Here is a 24852-nt window from a genome sequence, read left to right on the forward strand (position 1 = left end):
TATTAGGAATTCTCTAGTAAACCTACTCCGTACCCATATTTATATAATAAACTTTAAAATACTTGATCTGCACAAAAATGCTTTTGGACTTAAGATAACCACCGTTTTATCGATAAATAAAAATTTTCTAGAGTGGTTTTTTCTAAGTTTAAAAATAGGAAGAGCAATTAAATGGTCGAGTACTCCATTAGGACTATATACGTAAGTAGTAACTTCTATATAAACCCTAACCGAATTAGTAGTAAAGAATAAACAACTGTTTGTATTTACTATTAATAGAAATTGTTTTTAAGAAAAATATTAAAATCTAAGGTGTACTGATGCAAAAAGTAAATAATAAAACTATCACTAATCGATTAATCTTTTTAAATAAATATAATACAAAGTTTAAATCGGGATTTGAAAAATTCAGGAAACTCAAATTCTTTTTATTTGTATTGTATCTAGTATGTTTTATCAATCCTAAGGATCTTTTTGCTCAGAAAAAACCGTCAATCACAAAAGTCGAAGCATATCAGAATTTTTATCCACAGGATCAAGAAAGCAGCTTGAAAGGTAATGATTTATTGCTAAGAAGATCAAAAGTAGGTTTTAAGACAGAATCGTTACCGGTTTTTTCAAGTAAATCATTTTCATCGAGATCACCATCAGATCCTCCTACTTTAGATTTAGATGAGTTTACAGTCGGTAACAATTACGAATATGATTTAGAACCAACAACAGGTAATGTTTTTGCTATTTCTAGAGGAAATGTGGCGATTACTTCTGATACAGGTACTTTATCTAGTGCTACGATAACCGTTAGTGGAACTGTAGATGCAAGTGAGTTATTAGCGATAAATAATGGAGCTGGTTTTGATTTATATTTTTTAGCAAACCCTCCTAATACGTTCACTTATGATAGAGGGGGAGGTATTATTTTACAGGTATCCCGAACGGGAACTACCTTCACCATTACAGAAACTACCAATGATCCTATTCCGAATAGTGTTTTTGAAGATTTTATAGGGATTATGTTTTATGGAGATTTAACAGATCCATATACCGAAGGAACAAGAACGATAGATATTACCTTAAATGATTCAACAGGAGGTTCCTCCTCATCTCAGACTATTATTAACATAACAAGATTACCAGAAGCTGTTGATGATAATAATAGTATCGCTGCGAATGCGGTTACACCAGTAACAGGAAACGTACTCACAAATGATGTAGATAATACACCTGGAGAGATGTTATCAGTATCTGAGGTAAATGTATTTCCTTCTGAAGTGGGTATGAGTTACAATACTTTATATGGGACATTTACCATTCAGTCAAATGGATCCTATTCATATACGGTAGATACAACGAATCCGGCAGTGGCTGGACTAATAAACGGAACTAGTTTAGATGATATCGTTGCATATACGGTAGAAGATCTTGACGGAAATTTTGATTATGGTATTTTATCAATAACTATTAACGGAGTGGATGATCCACCAGTAGCAGTAGATGATTTTAATAGCGTAACTGTAGGAGTTACGAATACCGTAACTAGTAATCTTATAGAAGGTGATGGAGTTAATGGACAAGATTTATTGGATAGGCCATTATCTATGTTAGTTTGGGAAAGTCAATTTACAAATGGACAAGAAGTGAATGGTTTATCAAGAACTATAGATGGAATAACATTAGATTTTACCGAAGCGGATCCTGATAATATAGGGACCGTTAGTAATCTGGTGTCTCAAAATACAGCTACTAATGGAGGACATACAGGATATTTATTGTTTAATATAGATCCAGCCACAAATCCAAATGCTGATACTTCTATCACAGTTGATTTTGATCAAGAAGTTTTTAACCTTGGTTTTTTAGTAGTAGATATTGATTATTCACAGGGAACAGCTTGGCAGGATCAAATGACGATTCAAGGGTTTTTGGATGGTGTCCCTGTAACTTTTACTAATACTATAACTGGCGGAATTGTAGATGCTGGTGGAGATACTTATTATGGAACAGGTTCTGCTGTACCTTCTGATGCTACGGGTAATATTAATGTGGCGTTTGATGGGCCGATTAATCAATTAGTATTATCATACAATTACGGTCCAGATGCAACTGCAGCTGATCCTGGTGGACAAATAGCAGGTATTTCGGATATTTTTTGGCAAGGAGATAATGGGGTAACGGTGATAACTATTAATGGAACTCCTGTTGTTGGAGTAACAACCGTGGCTACCACCTATGGATTTATTACTGTTAATCCAGATGGAACATATACGTATACAGTAGATACCACAAACCCTGCAGTGGCTAATTTGCTGGTAGGGCAAACTCTTACAGACACGATTCCATATATATTAGAGGATGCTTTATCAAGCACAGATAATGCTAATCTTATAATAACAATTAATGGGTCCGCTGTAGATACTGATATGGATGGAGAACCAGATTGGACTGATTTAGATGATGATAATGACGGTATATTGGATGAAAATGAATGCTATGTAAGTCAAGTACTTATTGGTAATCCTGATGGGGTAGAAGATGGTAGTTTTGGAGTAGGGTATTGGGACACTGAATATTATAGTGGGCATTTTGCAATTGTAGGTTCTACTTTTGGCAACAGTAATCAGAATAGTACACTTAATGGATCTGTAGGTACACCTACTTTTGTTGGAGAGGCTTTTTTAGGTGGAAATTCTTTAAGTTTTACGGAGTCAGGGTCTTATGCTGAAACTTCATCAGGTGTTTTTGATACAAATACGAGTACAGGTTTAGTACCTTCAAGTTATGTGGGTACAAATGTTGATGATGTGGGTTTCCAACCTTATTATCAAACAATATTTAAACGTGAAGCAGATATAGATGGAGTATTAACTTTTGGAAGCACTGGATTTAGTGTTGACGATGTATTCGAACTTTTTATTAATGGAACCAGAGAAGTTTTTGCTTCTTTTTGTTGTGGTGCTACGGATTCTCCAAATGATTCTTTTAGTTTTAATGTTACTAAAGGAGATGAACTAGAAATTAGATATACTAATTTAGGTTTTGTAGGTAGTTTTCAATTTAATTTAGAATTAACGCCTTCTTGTAATATGGATGTTGATGGAGATGGCGATCCTAATGGACAGGACTTGGATAGTGATAATGATGGTTGTGATGATGTCATAGAATCAGGTGGAGTTGATACAACTCCAGCAGATGGAGTATTAGATGGTACTGGTTTTGATGGAAATGGTCTAGTAACTGGTGGTACTGGAGGTTATGATGGAATTACAGGAAATGAATATGTAGCTACGCAATTAACAGTGGGTACTCCACCTGCAAACGAAACCGTAAATGCAGGAGAGACTGCTACTTTTAGTGTTGTTGCTACCGCTCAATCGACTACTACATTCTCTAGTGGTACGCCAAATTATACAGTGCCTCCCGCTACGGATGTATCAGGTACTATTGTATACCAATGGCAAAGAAACGGAGTAAATATTAATGGAACTACGGATGGTGGTGTATATAGTGGATTCAATGGAGCTACCTTAACAATCACAAATCCAACAACAGCTTTAGATGGGAATACATATAACGTGATTGTCACGCATCCTACTAATGTATGTATTAATGAACAAAATAGTGCAACGTTAACAGTAAATCCAACCAGTGACTTGTCACTTACCAAAGGAGTTGTATTGACTACAGATGCCGATACTAGTGGAAGTATCAGTGCTGGTGATACGGTTACTTTTAGTATTACAGTGACCAATTCAGGTCCAAACAATGCTACGGGTGTTGGCGTAGGGGATACAGTTCCAGATGGATATACGACAATAGGAAGTATTAGTGATAGTGGAAGTGAAGCAGGTGGCTTGATCAGCTGGAGTGGATTAAGTGTTACTACTACGACTCCATTAGTATTGACCTATACAGCCGTAGTTACTGCTACAGGTAACTACACAAACTTTGCAGAGGTTACCGCTAGTGATCAGACAGATTTAGATAGTACTCCAGATAGTACTCCCGATACAGATACTCCAACGGAGGATGATGAGACGAGTGCTACACCAACGGTTGCGGCAATCGCAGATTTAAGTATTGCAAAGAGTGCAGTATTGACCACGGATGCTGATACTAGTGGAAGTATCAGTGCTGGTGATACAGTTACTTTTAGTATTACAGTGACCAATTCAGGTCCAAACAATGCTACGGGTGTTGGCGTAGGGGATACATTTCCAGATGGATATACGACAATAGGAAGTATTAGTGATAGTGGAAGTGAAGCAGGTGGCTTGATCAGCTGGAGTGGATTAAGTGTTACTACTACGACTCCATTAGTATTGACCTATACAGCCGTAGTTACTGCTACAGGTAACTACACAAACTTTGCAGAAGTTACGGCTAGTGATCAGACAGATTTAGATAGTACTCCAGATAGTACTCCCGATACAGATACTCCAACGGAGGATGATGAGACGAGTGCTACACCAACGGTTGCGGCAATCGCAGATTTAAGTATTGCAAAGAGTGCAGTATTGACCACGGATGCTGATACTAGTGGAAGTATCAGTGCTGGTGATACAGTTACTTTTAGTATTACAGTGACCAATTCAGGTCCAAACAATGCTACGGGTGTTGGCGTAGGGGATACATTTCCAGATGGATATACGACAATAGGAAGTATTAGTGATAGTGGAAGTGAAGCAGGTGGCTTGATCAGCTGGAGTGGATTAAGTGTTACTACTACGACTCCATTAGTATTGACCTATACAGCCGTAGTTACTGCTACAGGTAACTACACAAACTTTGCAGAAGTTACGGCTAGTGATCAGACAGATTTAGATAGTACTCCAGATAGTACTCCCGATACAGATACTCCAACGGAGGATGATGAGACGAGTGCTACACCAACGGTTGCGGCAATCGCAGATTTAAGTATTGCAAAGAGTGCAGTATTGACCACGGATGCTGATACTAGTGGAAGTATCAGTGCTGGTGATACAGTTACTTTTAGTATTACAGTGACCAATTCAGGTCCAAACAATGCTACGGGTGTTGGCGTAGGGGATACAGTTCCAGATGGCTATACAACAATAGGAAGTATTAGTGATAGTGGAAGTGAAGCAGGTGGCTTGATCAGCTGGAGTGGATTAAGTGTTACTACTACGACTCCATTAGTATTGACCTATACAGCCGTAGTTACTGCTACAGGTAACTACACAAACTTTGCAGAGGTTACGGCTAGTGATCAGACAGATTTAGATAGTACTCCAGATAGTACTCCCGATACAGATACTCCAACGGAGGATGATGAGACGAGTGCTACACCAACGGTTGCGGCAATCGCAGATTTAAGTATTGCAAAGAGTGCAGTATTGACCACGGATGCTGATACTAGTGGAAGTATCAGTGCTGGTGATACAGTTACTTTTAGTATTACAGTGACCAATTCAGGTCCAAACAATGCTACGGGTGTTGGCGTAGGGGATACAGTTCCAGATGGATATACGACAATAGGAAGTATTAGTGATAGTGGAAGTGAAGCAGGTGGCTTGATCAGCTGGAGTGGATTAAGTGTTACTACTACGACTCCATTAGTATTGACCTATACAGCCGTAGTTACTGCTACAGGTAACTACACAAACTTTGCAGAAGTTACGGCTAGTGATCAGACAGATTTAGATAGTACTCCAGATAGTACTCCCGATACAGATACTCCAACGGAGGATGATGAGACGAGTGCTACACCAACGGTTGCGGCAATCGCAGATTTAAGTATTGCAAAGAGTGCAGTATTGACTACAGATGCCGATACTAGTGGAAGTATCAGTGCTGGTGATACAGTTACTTTTAGTATTACAGTGACCAATTCAGGTCCAAACAATGCTACGGGTGTTGGCGTAGGGGATACAGTTCCAGATGGTTATACGACAATAGGAAGTATTAGTGATAGTGGAAGTGAAGCAGGTGGCTTGATCAGCTGGAGTGGATTAAGTGTTACTACTACGACTCCATTAGTATTGACCTATACAGCCGTAGTTACTGCTACAGGTAACTACACAAACTTTGCAGAAGTTACGGCTAGTGATCAGACAGATTTAGATAGTACTCCAGATAGTACTCCCGATACAGATACTCCAACGGAGGATGATGAGACGAGTGCTACACCAACGGTTGCGGCAATCGCAGATTTAAGTATTGCAAAGAGTGCAGTATTGACCACGGATGCTGATACTAGTGGTAGTATCAGTGCTGGTGATACAGTTACTTTTAGTATTACAGTGACCAATTCAGGTCCAAACAATGCTACGGGTGTTGGCGTAGGGGATACAGTTCCAGATGGTTATACGACAATAGGAAGTATTAGTGATAGTGGAAGTGAAGCAGGTGGCTTGATCAGCTGGAGTGGATTAAGTGTTACTACTACGACTCCATTAGTATTGACCTATACAGCCGTAGTTACTGCTACAGGTAACTACACAAACTTTGCAGAAGTTACGGCTAGTGATCAGACAGATTTAGATAGTACTCCAGATAGTACTCCCGATACAGATACTCCAACGGAGGATGATGAGACGAGTGCTACACCAACGGTTGCGGCAATCGCAGATTTAAGTATTGCAAAGAGTGCAGTATTGACCACGGATGCTGATACTAGTGGAAGTATCAGTGCTGGTGATACAGTTACTTTTAGTATTACAGTGACCAATTCAGGTCCAAACAATGCTACGGGTGTTGGCGTAGGGGATACAGTTCCAGATGGATATACGACAATAGGAAGTATTAGTGATAGTGGAAGTGAAGCAGGTGGCTTGATCAGCTGGAGTGGATTAAGTGTTACTACTACGACTCCATTAGTATTGACCTATACAGCCGTAGTTACTGCTACAGGTAACTACACAAACTTTGCAGAGGTTACCGCTAGTGATCAGACAGATTTAGATAGTACTCCAGATAGTACTCCCGATACAGATACTCCAACGGAGGATGATGAGACGAGTGCTACACCAACGGTTGCGGCAATCGCAGATTTAAGTATTGCAAAGAGTGCAGTATTGACCACGGATGCTGATACTAGTGGTAGTATCAGTGCTGGTGATACAGTTACTTTTAGTATTACAGTGACCAATTCAGGTCCAAACAATGCTACGGGTGTTGGCGTAGGGGATACATTTCCAGATGGATATACGACAATAGGAAGTATTAGTGATAGTGGAAGTGAAGCAGGTGGCTTGATCAGCTGGAGTGGATTAAGTGTTACTACTACGACTCCATTAGTATTGACCTATACAGCCGTAGTTACTGCTACAGGTAACTACACAAACTTTGCAGAAGTTACGGCTAGTGATCAGACAGATTTAGATAGTACTCCAGATAGTACTCCCGATACAGATACTCCAACGGAGGATGATGAGACGAGTGCTACACCAACGGTTGCGGCAATCGCAGATTTAAGTATTGCAAAGAGTGCAGTATTGACCACGGATGCTGATACTAGTGGTAGTATCAGTGCTGGTGATACAGTTACTTTTAGTATTACAGTGACCAATTCAGGTCCAAACAATGCTACGGGTGTTGGCGTAGGGGATACATTTCCAGATGGATATACGACAATAGGAAGTATTAGTGATAGTGGAAGTGAAGCAGGTGGCTTGATCAGCTGGAGTGGATTAAGTGTTACTACTACGACTCCATTAGTATTGACCTATACAGCCGTAGTTACTGCTACAGGTAACTACACAAACTTTGCAGAAGTTACGGCTAGTGATCAGACAGATTTAGATAGTACTCCAGATAGTACTCCCGATACAGATACTCCAACGGAGGATGATGAGACGAGTGCTACACCAACGGTTGCGGCAATCGCAGATTTAAGTATTGCAAAGAGTGCAGTATTGACTACAGATGCTGATACTAGTGGAAGTATCAGTGCTGGTGATACGGTTACTTTTAGTATTACAGTGACCAATTCAGGTCCAAACAATGCTACGGGTGTTGGCGTAGGGGATACAGTTCCAGATGGATATACGACAATAGGAAGTATTAGTGATAGTGGAAGTGAAGCAGGTGGCTTGATCAGCTGGAGTGGATTAAGTGTTACTACTACGACTCCATTAGTATTGACCTATACAGCCGTAGTTACTGCTACAGGTAACTACACAAACTTTGCAGAAGTTACGGCTAGTGATCAGACAGATTTAGATAGTACTCCAGATAGTACTCCCGATACAGATACTCCAACGGAGGATGATGAGACGAGTGCTACGCCAACGGTTGCGGCAATTGCAGATTTAAGTATTGCAAAGAGTGCAGTGTTGACTACAGATGCCGATACTAGTGGAAGTATCAGTGCTGGTGATACGGTTACTTTTAGTATTACAGTGACCAATTCAGGTCCAAACAATGCTACGGGTGTTGGCGTAGGGGATACAGTTCCAGATGGATATACGACAATAGGAAGTATTAGTGATAGTGGAAGTGAAGCAGGTGGCTTGATCAGCTGGAGTGGATTAAGTGTTACTACTACGACTCCATTAGTATTGACCTATACAGCCGTAGTTACTGCTACAGGTAACTACACAAACTTTGCAGAAGTTACGGCTAGTGATCAGACAGATTTAGATAGTACTCCAGATAGTACTCCCGATACAGATACTCCAACGGAGGATGATGAGACGAGTGCTACACCAACGGTTGCGGCAATCGCAGATTTAAGTATTGCAAAGAGTGCAGTATTGACCACGGATGCTGATACTAGTGGAAGTATCAGTGCTGGTGATACAGTTACTTTTAGTATTACAGTGACCAATTCAGGTCCAAACAATGCTACGGGTGTTGGCGTAGGGGATACAGTTCCAGATGGCTATACGACAATAGGAAGTATTAGTGATAGTGGAAGTGAAGCAGGTGGCTTGATCAGCTGGAGTGGATTAAGTGTTACTACTACGACTCCATTAGTATTGACCTATACAGCCGTAGTTACTGCTACAGGTAACTACACAAACTTTGCAGAGGTTACCGCTAGTGATCAGACAGATTTAGATAGTACTCCAGATAGTACTCCCGATACAGATACTCCAACGGAGGATGATGAGACGAGTGCTACACCAACGGTTGCGGCAATCGCAGATTTAAGTATTGCAAAGAGTGCAGTATTGACCACGGATGCTGATACTAGTGGTAGTATCAGTGCTGGTGATACAGTTACTTTTAGTATTACAGTGACCAATTCAGGTCCAAACAATGCTACGGGTGTTGGCGTAGGGGATACAGTTCCAGATGGATATACGACAATAGGAAGTATTAGTGATAGTGGAAGTGAAGCAGGTGGCTTGATCAGCTGGAGTGGATTAAGTGTTACTACTACGACTCCATTAGTATTGACCTATACAGCCGTAGTTACTGCTACAGGTAACTACACAAACTTTGCAGAAGTTACGGCTAGTGATCAGACAGATTTAGATAGTACTCCAGATAGTACTCCCGATACAGATACTCCAACGGAGGATGATGAGACGAGTGCTACACCAACGGTTGCGGCAATCGCAGATTTAAGTATTGCAAAGAGTGCAGTATTGACCACGGATGCTGATACTAGTGGAAGTATCAGTGCTGGTGATACGGTTACTTTTAGTATTACAGTGACCAATTCAGGTCCAAACAATGCTACGGGTGTTGGCGTAGGGGATACAGTTCCAGATGGCTATACAACAATAGGAAGTATTAGTGATAGTGGAAGTGAAGCAGGTGGCTTGATCAGCTGGAGTGGATTAAGTGTTACTACTACGACTCCATTAGTATTGACCTATACAGCCGTAGTTACTGCTACAGGTAACTACACAAACTTTGCAGAAGTTACGGCTAGTGATCAGACAGATTTAGATAGTACTCCAGATAGTACTCCCGATACAGATACTCCAACGGAGGATGATGAGACGAGTGCTACACCAACGGTTGCGGCAATCGCAGATTTAAGTATTGCAAAGAGTGCAGTATTGACTACAGATGCCGATACTAGTGGAAGTATCAGTGCTGGTGATACGGTTACTTTTAGTATTACAGTGACCAATTCAGGTCCAAACAATGCTACGGGTGTTGGCGTAGGGGATACATTTCCAGATGGTTATACAACAATAGGAAGTATTAGTGATAGTGGAAGTGAAGCAGGTGGCTTGATCAGCTGGAGTGGATTAAGTGTTACTACTACGACTCCATTAGTATTGACCTATACAGCCGTAGTTACTGCTACAGGTAACTACACAAACTTTGCAGAAGTTACGGCTAGTGATCAGACAGATTTAGATAGTACTCCAGATAGTACTCCCGATACAGATACTCCAACGGAGGATGATGAGACGAGTGCTACACCAACGGTTGCGGCAATCGCAGATTTAAGTATTGCAAAGAGTGCAGTATTGACCACGGATGCTGATACTAGTGGAAGTATCAGTGCTGGTGATACAGTTACTTTTAGTATTACAGTGACCAATTCAGGTCCAAACAATGCTACGGGTGTTGGCGTAGGGGATACAGTTCCAGATGGATATACGACAATAGGAAGTATTAGTGATAGTGGAAGTGAAGCAGGTGGCTTGATCAGCTGGAGTGGATTAAGTGTTACTACTACGACTCCATTAGTATTGACCTATACAGCCGTAGTTACTGCTACAGGTAACTACACAAACTTTGCAGAAGTTACGGCTAGTGATCAGACAGATTTAGATAGTACTCCAGATAGTACTCCCGATACAGATACTCCAACGGAGGATGATGAGACGAGTGCTACACCAACGGTTGCGGCAATCGCAGATTTAAGTATTGCAAAGAGTGCAGTATTGACCACGGATGCTGATACTAGTGGAAGTATCAGTGCTGGTGATACAGGTTACTTTTAGTATTACAGTGACCAATTCAGGTCCAAACAATGCTACGGGTGTTGGCGTAGGGGATACATTTCCAGATGGATATACGACAATAGGAAGTATTAGTGATAGTGGAAGTGAAGCAGGTGGCTTGATCAGCTGGAGTGGATTAAGTGTTACTACTACGACTCCATTAGTATTGACCTATACAGCCGTAGTTACTGCTACAGGTAACTACACAAACTTTGCAGAAGTTACGGCTAGTGATCAGACAGATTTAGATAGTACTCCAGATAGTACTCCCGATACAGATACTCCAACGGAGGATGATGAGACGAGTGCTACACCAACGGTTGCGGCAATCGCAGATTTAAGTATTGCAAAGAGTGCAGTATTGACCACGGATGCTGATACTAGTGGAAGTATCAGTGCTGGTGATACGGTTACTTTTAGTATTACAGTGACCAATTCAGGTCCAAACAATGCTACGGGTGTTGGCGTAGGGGATACATTTCCAGATGGATTATACGACAATAGGAAGTATTAGTGATAGTGGAAGTGAAGCAGGTGGCTTGATCAGCTGGAGTGGATTAAGTGTTACTACTACGACTCCATTAGTATTGACCTATACAGCCGTAGTTACTGCTACAGGTAACTACACAAACTTTGCAGAAGTTACGGCTAGTGATCAGACAGATTTAGATAGTACTCCAGATAGTACTCCCGATACAGATACTCCAACGGAGGATGATGAGACGAGTGCTACACCAACGGTTGCGGCAATCGCAGATTTAAGTATTGCAAAGAGTGCAGTATTGACCACGGATGCTGATACTAGTGGTAGTATCAGTGCTGGTGATACAGTTACTTTTAGTATTACAGTGACCAATTCAGGTCCAAACAATGCTACGGGTGTTGGCGTAGGGGATACAGTTCCAGATGGATATACGACAATAGGAAGTATTAGTGATAGTGGAAGTGAAGCAGGTGGCTTGATCAGCTGGAGTGGATTAAGTGTTACTACTACGACTCCATTAGTATTGACCTATACAGCCGTAGTTACTGCTACAGGTAACTACACAAACTTTGCAGAAGTTACGGCTAGTGATCAGACAGATTTAGATAGTACTCCAGATAGTACTCCCGATACAGATACTCCAACGGAGGATGATGAGACGAGTGCTACACCAACGGTTGCGGCAATCGCAGATTTAAGTATTGCAAAGAGTGCAGTATTGACTACAGATGCTGATACTAGTGGAAGTATCAGTGCTGGTGATACAGTTACTTTTAGTATTACAGTGACCAATTCAGGTCCAAACAATGCTACGGGTGTTGGCGTAGGGGATACAGTTCCAGATGGATATACGACAATAGGAAGTATTAGTGATAGTGGAAGTGAAGCAGGTGGCTTGATCAGCTGGAGTGGATTAAGTGTTACTACTACGACTCCATTAGTATTGACCTATACAGCCGTAGTTACTGCTACAGGTAACTACACAAACTTTGCAGAAGTTACGGCTAGTGATCAGACAGATTTAGATAGTACTCCAGATAGTACTCCCGATACAGATACTCCAACGGAGGATGATGAGACGAGTGCTACACCAACGGTTGCGGCAATCGCAGATTTAAGTATTGCAAAGAGTGCAGTATTGACCACGGATGCTGATACTAGTGGTAGTATCAGTGCTGGTGATACAGTTACTTTTAGTATTACAGTGACCAATTCAGGTCCAAACAATGCTACGGGTGTTGGCGTAGGGGATACAGTTCCAGATGGATATACGACAATAGGAAGTATTAGTGATAGTGGAAGTGAAGCAGGTGGCTTGATCAGCTGGAGTGGATTAAGTGTTACTACTACGACTCCATTAGTATTGACCTATACAGCCGTAGTTACTGCTACAGGTAACTACACAAACTTTGCAGAGGTTACCGCTAGTGATCAGACAGATTTAGATAGTACTCCAGATAGTACTCCCGATACAGATACTCCAACGGAGGATGATGAGACGAGTGCTACACCAACGGTTGCGGCAATCGCAGATTTAAGTATTGCAAAGAGTGCAGTATTGACCACGGATGCTGATACTAGTGGAAGTATCAGTGCTGGTGATACAGTTACTTTTAGTATTACAGTGACCAATTCAGGTCCAAACAATGCTACGGGTGTTGGCGTAGGGGATACAGTTCCAGATGGTTATACAACAATAGGAAGTATTAGTGATAGTGGAAGTGAAGCAGGTGGCTTGATCAGCTGGAGTGGATTAAGTGTTACTACTACGACTCCATTAGTATTGACCTATACAGCCGTAGTTACTGCTACAGGTAACTACACAAACTTTGCAGAAGTTACGGCTAGTGATCAGACAGATTTAGATAGTACTCCAGATAGTACTCCCGATACAGATACTCCAACGGAGGATGATGAGACGAGTGCTACACCAACGGTTGCGGCAATCGCAGATTTAAGTATTGCAAAGAGTGCAGTATTGACCACGGATGCTGATACTAGTGGAAGTATCAGTGCTGGTGATACAGTTACTTTTAGTATTACAGTGACCAATTCAGGTCCAAACAATGCTACGGGTGTTGGCGTAGGGGATACATTTCCAGATGGTTATACAACAATAGGAAGTATTAGTGATAGTGGAAGTGAAGCAGGTGGCTTGATCAGCTGGAGTGGATTAAGTGTTACTACTACGACTCCATTAGTATTGACCTATACAGCCGTAGTTACTGCTACAGGTAACTACACAAACTTTGCAGAAGTTACGGCTAGTGATCAGACAGATTTAGATAGTACTCCAGATAGTACTCCCGATACAGATACTCCAACGGAGGATGATGAGACGAGTGCTACACCAACGGTTGCGGCAATCGCAGATTTAAGTATTGCAAAGAGTGCAGTATTGACTACAGATGCGGATACTAGTGGTAGTATCAGTGCTGGTGATACAGTTACTTTTAGTATTACAGTGACCAATTCAGGTCCAAACAATGCTACGGGTGTTGGCGTAGGGGATACAGTTCCAGATGGATATACGACAATAGGAAGTATTAGTGATAGTGGAAGTGAAGCAGGTGGCTTGATCAGCTGGAGTGGATTAAGTGTTACTACTACGACTCCATTAGTATTGACCTATACAGCCGTAGTTACTGCTACAGGTAACTACACAAACTTTGCAGAAGTTACGGCTAGTGATCAGACAGATTTAGATAGTACTCCAGATAGTACTCCCGATACAGATACTCCAACGGAGGATGATGAGACGAGTGCTACACCAACGGTTGCGGCAATCGCAGATTTAAGTATTGCAAAGAGTGCAGTATTGACTACAGATGCCGATACTAGTGGAAGTATCAGTGCTGGTGATACAGTTACTTTTAGTATTACAGTGACCAATTCAGGTCCAAACAATGCTACGGGTGTTGGCGTAGGGGATACAGTTCCAGATGGCTATACAACAATAGGAAGTATTAGTGATAGTGGAAGTGAAGCAGGTGGCTTGATCAGCTGGAGTGGATTAAGTGTTACTACTACGACTACGACTCCATTAGTATTGACCTATACAGCCGTAGTTACTGCTACAGGTAACTACACAAACTTTGCAGAAGTTACGGCTAGTGATCAGACAGATTTAGATAGTACTCCAGATAGTACTCCCGATACAGATACTCCAACGGAGGATGATGAGACGAGTGCTACGCCAACGGTTGCGGCAATTGCAGATTTAAGTATTGCAAAGAGTGCAGTGTTGACTACAGATGCCGATACTAGTGGAAGTATCAGTGCTGGTGATACGGTTACTTTTAGTATTACAGTGACCAATTCAGGTCCAAACAATGCTACGGGTGTTGGCGTAGGGGATACAGTTCCAGATGGATATACGACAATAGGAAGTATTAGTGATAGTGGAAGTGAAGCAGGTGGCTTGATCAGCTGGAGTGGATTAAGTGTTACTACTACGACTCCATTAGTATTGACCTATACAGCCGTAGTTACTGCTACAGGTAACTACACAAACTTTGCAGAAGTTACGGCTAGTGATCAGACAGATTTAGATAGTACTCCAGATAGTACTCCCGATACAGATACTCCAACGGAGGATGATGAGACGAGTGCTACACCAACGGTTGCGGCAATCGCAGATTTAAGTATTGCAAAGAGTGCAGTATTGACCACGGATGCTGATACTAGTGGAAGTATCAGTGCTGGTGATACAGTTACTTTTAGTATTACAGTGACCAATTCAGGTCCAAACAATGCTACGGGTGTTGGCGTAGGGGATACAGTTCCAGATGGCTATACGACAATAGGAAGTATTAGTGATAGTGGAAGTGAAGCAGGTGGCTTGATCAGCTGGAGTGGATTAAGTGTTACTACTACGACTCCATTAGTATTGACCTATACAGCCGTAGTTACTGCTACAGGTAACTACACAAACTTTGCAGAGGTTACCGCTAGTGATCAGACAGATTTAGATAGTACTCCAGATAGTACTCCCGATACAGATACTCCAACGGAGGATGATGAGACGAGTGCTACACCAACGGTTGCGGCAATCGCAGATTTAAGTATTGCAAAGAGTGCAGTATTGATCACGGATGCTGATACTAGTGGTAGTATCAGTGCTGGTGATACAGTTACTTTTAGTATTACAGTGACCAATTCAGGTCCAAACAATGCTACGGGTGTTGGCGTAGGGGATACAGTTCCAGATGGATATACGACAATAGGAAGTATTAGTGATAGTGGAAGTGAAGCAGGTGGCTTGATCAGCTGGAGTGGATTAAGTGTTACTACTACGACTCCATTAGTATTGACCTATACAGCCGTAGTTACTGCTACAGGTAACTACACAAACTTTGCAGAAGTTACGGCTAGTGATCAGACAGATTTAGATAGTACTCCAGATAGTACTCCCGATACAGATACTCCAACGGAGGATGATGAGACGAGTGCTACACCAACGGTTGCGGCAATCGCAGATTTAAGTATTGCAAAGAGTGCAGTATTGACTACAGATGCTGATACTAGTGGAAGTATCAGTGCTGGTGATACGGTTACTTTTAGTATTACAGTGACCAATTCAGGTCCAAACAATGCTACGGGTGTTGGCGTAGGGGATACAGTTCCAGATGGATATACGACAATAGGAAGTATTAGTGATAGTGGAAGTGAAGCAGGTGGCTTGATCAGCTGGAGTGGATTAAGTGTTACTACTACGACTCCATTAGTATTGACCTATACAGCCGTAGTTACTGCTACAGGTAACTACACAAACTTTGCAGAAGTTACGGCTAGTGATCAGACAGATTTAGATAGTACTCCAGATAGTACTCCCGATACAGATACTCCAACGGAGGATGATGAGACGAGTGCTACGCCAACGGTTGCGGCAATTGCAGATTTAAGTATTGCAAAGAGTGCAGTGTTGACTACAGATGCCGATACTAGTGGAAGTATCAGTGCTGGTGATACGGTTACTTTTAGTATTACAGTGACCAATTCAGGTCCAAACAATGCTACGGGTGTTGGCGTAGGGGATACAGTTCCAGATGGTTATACGACAATAGGAAGTATTAGTGATAGTGGAAGTGAAGCAGGTGGCTTGATCAGCTGGAGTGGATTAAGTGTTACTACTACGACTCCATTAGTATTGACCTATACAGCCGTAGTTACTGCTACAGGTAACTACACAAACTTTGCAGAAGTTACGGCTAGTGATCAGACAGATTTAGATAGTACTCCAGATAGTACTCCCGATACAGATACTCCAACGGAGGATGATGAGACGAGTGCTACACCAACGGTTGCGGCAATCGCAGATTTAAGTATTGCAAAGAGTGCAGTATTGACCACGGATGCTGATACTAGTGGAAGTATCAGTGCTGGTGATACAGTTACTTTTAGTATTACAGTGACCAATTCAGGTCCAAACAATGCTACGGGTGTTGGCGTAGGGGATACAGTTCCAGATGGCTATACGACAATAGGAAGTATTAGTGATAGTGGAAGTGAAGCAGGTGGCTTGATCAGCTGGAGTGGATTAAGTGTTACTACTACGACTCCATTAGTATTGACCTATACAGCCGTAGTTACTGCTACAGGTAACTACACAAACTTTGCAGAGGTTACCGCTAGTGATCAGACAGATTTAGATAGTACTCCAGATAGTACTCCCGATACAGATACTCCAACGGAGGATGATGAGACGAGTGCTACACCAACGGTTGCGGCAATCGCAGATTTAAGTATTGCAAAGAGTGCAGTATTGACCACGGATGCTGATACTAGTGGTAGTATCAGTGCTGGTGATACAGTTACTTTTAGTATTACAGTGACCAATTCAGGTCCAAACAATGCTACGGGTGTTGGCGTAGGGGATACAGTTCCAGATGGATATACGACAATAGGAAGTATTAGTGATAGTGGAAGTGAAGCAGGTGGCTTGATCAGCTGGAGTGGATTAAGTGTTACTACTACGACTCCATTAGTATTGACCTATACAGCCGTAGTTACTGCTACAGGTAACTACACAAACTTTGCAGAAGTTACGGCTAGTGATCAGACAGATTTAGATAGTACTCCAGATAGTACTCCCGATACAGATACTCCAACGGAGGATGATGAGACGAGTGCTACACCAACGGTTGCGGCAATCGCAGATTTAAGTATTGCAAAGAGTGCAGTATTGACCACGGATGCTGATACTAGTGGAAGTATCAGTGCTGGTGATACGGTTACTTTTAGTATTACAGTGACCAATTCAGGTCCAAACAATGCTACGGGTGTTGGCGTAGGGGATACAGTTCCAGATGGCTATACAACAATAGGAAGTATTAGTGATAGTGGAAGTGAAGCAGGTGGCTTGATCAGCTGGAGTGGATTAAGTGTTACTACTACGACTCCATTAGTATTGACCTATACAGCCGTAGTTACTGCTACAGGTAACTACACAAACTTTGCAGAAGTTACGGCTAGTGATCAGACAGATTTAGATAGTACTCCAGATAGTACTCCCGATACAGATACTCCAACGGAGGATGATGAGACGAGTGCTACACCAACGGTTGCGGCAATCGCAGATTTAAGTATTGCAAAGAGTGCAGTATTGACTACAGATGCCGATACTAGTGGAAGTATCAGTGCTGGTGATACGGTTACTTTTAGTATTACAGTGACCAATTCAGGTCCAAACAATGCTACGGGTGTTGGCGTAGGGGATACATTTCCAGATGGTTATACAACAATAGGAAGTATTAGTGATAGTGGAAGTGAAGCAGGTGGCTTGATCAGCTGGAGTGGATTAAGTGTTACTACTACGACTCCATTAGTATTGACCTATACAGCCGTAGTTACTGCTACAGGTAACTACACAAACTTTGCAGAAGTTACGGCTAGTGATCAGACAGATTTAGATAGTACTCCAGATAGTACTCCCGATACAGATACTCCAACGGAGGATGATGAGACGAGTGCTACACCAACGGTTGCGGCAATCGCAGATTTAAGTATTGCAAAGAGTGCAGTATTGACCACGGATGCTGATACTAGTGGAAGTATCAGTGCTGGTGATACAGTTACTTTTAGTATTACAGTGACCAATTCAGGTCCAAACAATGCTACGGGTGTTGGCGTAGGGGATACAGTTCCAGATGGTTATACGACAATAGGAAGTATTAGTGATAGTGGAAGTGAAGCAGGTGGCTTGATCAGCTGGAGTGGATTAAGTGTTACTACTACGACTCCATTAGTATTGACCTATACAGCCGTAGTTACTGCTACAGGTAACTACACAAACTTTGCAGAAGTTACGGCTAGTGATCAGACAGATTTAGATAGTACTCCAGATAGTACTCCCGATACAGATACTCCAACGGAGGATGATGAGACGAGTGCTACGCCTGACGTTCCAAATCTAAGTGTTATCAAGACAGTTAGAGTTGCAGGATCTGTATTAAATGATGTAATCGAATATGATATTGTGGTTACCAATACAGGTAATGTTACTTTGACAGATATTGAGATCACTGATGATAATGCAGATGCAGGAAGTATTGTAGGTAGCCCAATAGTTAGTCTAGCACCAGGAGTTAGTGTAACAGTAACGGCGAATCAAACAATTACTCAGGCTGATATTGATGCAGGTTATATAGAGAACAGTGCTACAGCAACAGGAGATAGTCCATTAGGAGGTCCAGATGATGTTAGTGATGTATCTGATGCCGGTGATGAGACTGTTGAGACACCAGATGGAGATGGTAGTACAGATTCAGATCCTACTAATGATACAACGGTGACTACCTTTACACCATCACCAAGTCTAAGTGTTATCAAGACAGTTAGAGTTGCTGGATCTGTATTGAATGATGTAATCGAATATGATATTGTGGTTACCAATACAGGTAATGTTACTTTGACAAATATTGAGATCACTGATGATAATGCAGATGCAGGAAGTATTGTAGGTAGTCCAATAGTTAGTTTAGCACCAGGAGTTAGTGTAACAGTAACGGCGAATCAAACAATTACTCAGGCTGATATTGATGCAGGTTATATAGAGAACAGTGCTACAGCAACAGGAGATAGTCCATTAGGAGGTCCAGATGATGTTAGTGATGTATCCGATGCTGGTGATGAGACTGTTGAGACACCAGATGGAGATGGTAGTACAGATTCAGATCCTACTAATGATACAACGGTGACTACCTTTACACCATCACCAAATCTAAGTGTTATCAAGACAGTTAGAGTTGCAGGATCTGTATTAAATGATGTAATCGAATATGATATTGTGGTTACCAATACAGGTAATGTTACTTTGACAGATATTGAGATCACTGATGATAATGCAGATGCAGGAAGTATTGTAGGTAGCCCAATAGTTAGTCTAGCACCAGGAGTTAGTGTAACAGTAACGGCGAATCAAACAATTACTCAGGCTGATATTGATGCAGGTTATATAGAGAACAGTGCTACAGCAACAGGAGATAGTCCATTAGGAGGTCCAGATGATGTTAGTGATGTATCTGATGCCGGTGATGAGACTGTTGAGACACCAGATGGAGATGGTAGTACAGATTCAGATCCTACTAATGATACAACGGTGACTACCTTTACACCATCACCAAGTCTAAGTGTTATCAAGACAGTTAGAGTTGCTGGATCTGTATTGAATGATGTAATCGAATATGATATTGTGGTTACCAATACAGGTAATGTTACTTTGACAAATATTGAGATCACTGATGATAATGCAGATGCAGGAAGTATTGTAGGTAGTCCAATAGTTAGTTTAGCACCAGGAGTTAGTGTAACAGTAACGGCGAATCAAACAATTACTCAGGCTGATATTGATGCAGGTTATATAGAGAACAGTGCTACAGCAACAGGAGATAGTCCATTAGGAGGTCCAGATGATGTTAGTGATGTATCTGATGCTGGTGATGAGACTGTTGAGACACCAGATGGAGATGGTAGTACAGATTCAGATCCTACTAATGATACCACGGTGACTGATTTAAGTCAAGATCCAGAATTAACATTAGTTAAAACAGGTGTAGCTAGCGGTTCTAATGTAGGAGATGTTATTACATACACTTTTACAGTTACTAATACAGGAGATGTAACTATTGATAATATCTTTATAGATGATATTCTTACAGGAAGTACAAATCTTGCTGTTAGTCCATCAATATTAGCTCCAGGTGAAGAAGGTATTGCTACAGTAGAGTATGTGATTACACAGACCGATATTAATAATGGTGAAGTGATCAATAGTGCAACTGTAATTGGAGATGATCCTGATGACAATGATGTTATTGATATATCTGATAATGGAGATGAGACTGTTGATGATAATGGAGATGGTGATCCTACCAATGATGAGACGATTACGGATATAGAACAGCTACCTAATTTAGCTTTAACTAAGACAGGTTTTTATGTTGATGTTAATGGTGATGATCTTCCAAATGTAGGCGATGAGATTCAGTACACCTTTACGGTAGAGAACACAGGTAATGTTGATGTTACTAATATTGTTCTTACTGATCCATTGGAGGGTATTGTTGTTACTGGAGGTCCAATAGATTTAGCAGTTGGCGAGATAGATATGACCACATTTACTGCTACTTATGTATTAACGGCAGAGGATGTTCTTTTAGGAGAAGTTATAAACCAAGCTACAGTGACTGGTCAGGATCCAAATGGAGATGATGTTATTGATCTTTCTGATGATCCTACAGATACAACAGATGTAGATCTTGATAATGATGGAGATGCAGAAGATGAAACGGTAATTGAAATTCTTGCAGATGATCCAATCATAATCTATACAGGTATAACTCCTAATGGAGATGGAATCAATGATAATTTTAGGATTGTAGGTTTAAGAAACTTCCCAGATAATACATTAAGAATCTATAACAGATGGGGAGTTCAGGTATTTGAAGAAGATGGTTATGAACAACCAGGTGTAGAGTTGTTTACAGGAATAAGTAATGGTAGAGTTACTATTTCGCAGAATAATAAATTACCTGTAGGTACCTATTACTATGTCTTAGAATATGTAACGGATACGGGACAAACAAAAAATAAAGTCGGATATCTATATATCAATATGTAAAGAAAATATATAGCAAATGTTTATAGTAGGAAATTGTAAGATTGTACTTGAATTTATTAAATAAAAGTTAATGAAAAAAATATATATACTAATTGTTACGGTTCTTTTAGGCTTCGTCTTCCAACAAAATAGTTGGGCTCAGCAAGACGCACAATATACTCAGTATATGTATAATACTATTAGTGTAAATCCTGCTTATGCGGGTAGTCGAGGAGTTATGAGTATAATGGGTTTACATCGTAGTCAATGGGTAGGACTTGATGGAGCTCCACGTACTCAAACATTAACTCTAAATACACCTATAGGAGATAATAATCGAGTTGGGTTAGGTTTGTCAATTGTAAATGACGAGATTGGACCAACTGATGAAACATATTTTGATATTGATTTTTCTTATACGATTCCTACTTCGGATACTGGAAAATTAAGTTTTGGAATAAAGGCAGGTGGACATTTATTAAATGTAGATTTTGATCGGTTGTCACAGTTTGATACTGGAGACCCTCTTTTTAATAATGGAAATATAGATAACAAATTTAGCCCTAATGTAGGTGCAGGTATTTATTATCATACTGATAAGTTCTATTTAGGATTAAGTGCTCCTAATTTATTAGAAACGGATCATTTTGATGAAAGTGCAGCGATAGATAGTAATGGGAACTCCTCATTTATAGCAGAAGAACGAATTAATTATTATTTAATAGCAGGTCATGTTTTTGATCTAAGTGATACCGTAAAGTTTAAACCGGCGATTTTAAGTAAGTTAGTTTTTGGGGCTCCGCTGCAAGTAGATTTATCAGCTAACTTCTTGTTGTATGATAAGCTTACTCTTGGGGTAGGATATAGATGGAGTGCAGCATTTAGTGCGATGGCTGGGTTCCAGATATCAGATTCTTTAATGATCGGATTTGCATATGATAAGGAGTCTACAGAATTGGGCAGAACACAGTTTAATGATGGAAGTTATGAAGTTATGTTACGTTTTGAATTATTCAGAAAGTATAACAGAATGCTAACTCCTAGATTCTTTTAGAAAAAATAATTATGAACTTTATGAAATATATTATTTCTACATTTTTAATTTTTATGTTTTCATGTGTCTTGATTTCACAAGAAAAACGACTCTTACGAGCAAATGAAAGCTTTAAGAGATATGCGTTTGTAGATGCTCGTAAAATTTATTTGGATGTGGCTGAGAAAGGATATGCTTCTGCGGATTTATTCAAAAAACTAGGAGACTCTTATTACTTTAATGGACAATTAGAAAAATCTGTTATATGGTATGAAAAATTGGTGAATGAATATCCTGATGATATAGATACAGAATACCTATTTAGATATTCACAAAGTTTGAAAAGTATAAAAAAGTATGATGAAGCGGATAAGATCATGGAAATGTTTTATAACATAACCAATACGGATCAGCGAGCAGTATATTTCGTAAGTACTCGTGACTATCTTAGATTTATTGAAATGCAATCTGGTAAGTTTACACTGAAAAAGATAAGTGTTAATTCTGCTTTTTCAGACTATGCGCCTAGCTTTGATAATCTTGGAAATCTTGTTTTTGCCTCTTCAAGAGGAAAACATAATTCTATGTCAAAAGTTATTCACGAATGGAATGAAATGCCTTTTTTAGATCTTTATAAATCTGATATCGAAACTGATAAGAATGTATTAGGACCAGTTAAAAAAATAAAAGGTAAGATAAATACTAAGTTTCATGAATCCTCCACTTCTTTTAGTTCTGATGGGCAAATAGTTTATTTTACAAGAAATAATTTTACAAAAAAGAAACTTAAATCAGATGCTAATGGAACTATTCTTTTAAAGTTATATCGAGCAAGATTAGAAGGTAGTAAGTGGGTTGATATAGAAGAGTTGCCATTTAATAGCGAAGAGTATTCAGTAGCTCACCCAGCATTAACCGCAGATGGTAAATATCTATATTTTGCCAGTGATATGCCTGGCACTAGAGGGTTGTCGGATTTGTATAAAGTAGAAGTATTTGAGGATGGTACGTTTGGTGAGCCTATCAATCTTGGAGATAAAATAAATACAGAGGGAAGAGAAACTTTTCCATATGTAAGTGATTCTGGAAGACTTTATTTTGCGAGTGATGGACACGTTGGGTTAGGTGGATTAGATATATTCGTTACAGTTCCAGAAGAAGGTACTTTTTCTATACCATACAATATAGGAAGACCTGTAAATAGTTCGGAAGACGATTTTAGTTTTGTATTAAATGAAGAAACTAAAATAGGTTATTTTTCTAGTAATAGACAAGGAGGTAAAGGAAATGATGATATTTACAGTTTTAAACAAATAGATGAATTAATAACTACCTGTAGACAATATGTTTCTGGAGTAGTAACAGAGGATCCTACGGGTGAAATATTAGCCAATTCTGATGTGATCTTATTGGATGGTGATGGTAACGAAATCAATAAAACAACAAGTGATAATAATGGAGTGTATACTTTTGAAGTAGAATGTGAGAAATCCTACATCATTAGAGCGCTTAAAGATGGGTATAATCCATCAGAAGAAATGCTATTGACCAACACAGCTTTAGAGTATACTCATCAGGTACCATTACAATTATCAAAAGGAGGTTTTAGTAATAAAGAGGTGCTACCAGGTGATGATTTGGCAAAAGTATTAGATCTTCAAATTATTTACTTTGATTTAGATAAATCTTTTATTAGGCCTGACGCCGAAATAGAATTGCAAAAGATAATAGCTGCGATGAAAGAATATCCTACTATAAAAATTGATGTTCGTTCTCATACAGATAGTCGTGCCCCAGATGATTATAATTTGGCTTTGAGTGAACGTAGAGCAAAAAGCACAATTAAATATATAGTAGAAAAAGGAAGGATAGATAGATCCAGACTCACTGGTAGAGGATATGGAGAGTCTTCATTAGTAAATAAATGTGACAATAATACTAACTGTAATGAACAACAACATCAGGAAAATAGAAGAAGTGAATTTATTCTATTAGAATGATAAACGATATTTTTTGATCTTTTTAATCATTAAGAGTATAGTTAGGCATAAATATTGAAATGATTTGATAAGTTTTATTTTTTAAAAAAATATGAGAAAGAACAATGTGATTTGTTAATGGGAGCTAATTTAATTTCAAAATATTGTGTTTTTTATTTTTATATGACGATGGGAATAAAAACGTTAAGCAACATTTTACAAAATTTTTGATCTTATTTTAGTATGGCCTCTCTTATGTTTGGGTGACATTAGAGAGGTCTCCCTTATTAATAGTCTTTCTATTACCTTCTCTTTGCGTTTATTTCCAGAATGATCTTTGTAATGAATAGAGCAGGATCAATTTTTTTATCTCTAAATTATCA

General features: G+C 40.0%; 5 protein-coding genes. All 5 read left to right on the forward strand.

Features of this window, described 5'->3' with window-relative positions; translation table 11 throughout:
- Positions 1–320: 320 nt before the first annotated feature.
- The 5 genes from NMK29_RS05355 to NMK29_RS05375 all read left to right on the forward strand — a co-directional run bounded on the left by NMK29_RS05355 (position 321) and on the right by NMK29_RS05375 (position 24490).
- Positions 321–10874 carry a VCBS domain-containing protein gene (locus NMK29_RS05355; protein WP_254097172.1) on the forward strand — a complete coding sequence of 3518 codons (10554 nt, stop codon included), beginning with the start codon at positions 321–323 and terminating at the stop codon, positions 10872–10874.
- Positions 10825–11388: a DUF11 domain-containing protein gene (locus NMK29_RS05360; protein ID WP_254097174.1), complete on the forward strand. Its 564-nt coding sequence runs from the start codon at positions 10825–10827 to the stop codon at positions 11386–11388. The genes NMK29_RS05355 and NMK29_RS05360 overlap by 50 nt, the downstream gene beginning before the upstream one ends.
- Positions 11360–21478, forward strand: coding sequence for a gliding motility-associated C-terminal domain-containing protein (locus NMK29_RS05365; RefSeq protein ID WP_254097176.1), 10119 nt, complete (start codon positions 11360–11362; stop codon positions 21476–21478). Before NMK29_RS05360 ends, NMK29_RS05365 begins: the two co-directional genes overlap by 29 nt.
- Before the next feature lie 70 nt (positions 21479–21548).
- The gene (locus NMK29_RS05370; RefSeq protein ID WP_254097178.1) at positions 21549–22511 is read left to right on the forward strand and encodes a type IX secretion system membrane protein PorP/SprF; all 963 of its coding nucleotides are present in this window, start codon (positions 21549–21551) and stop codon (positions 22509–22511) included.
- A gap of 20 nt (positions 22512–22531) precedes the next feature.
- On the forward strand, positions 22532–24490 hold the full coding sequence (locus NMK29_RS05375; RefSeq protein ID WP_108802566.1) for an OmpA family protein: 1959 nt from the start codon (positions 22532–22534) through the stop codon (positions 24488–24490).
- Positions 24491–24852 lie beyond the last annotated feature (362 nt).

Source organism: Aquimarina sp. Aq107, assembly GCF_943733665.1.
GTDB lineage: Bacteria > Bacteroidota > Bacteroidia > Flavobacteriales > Flavobacteriaceae > Aquimarina.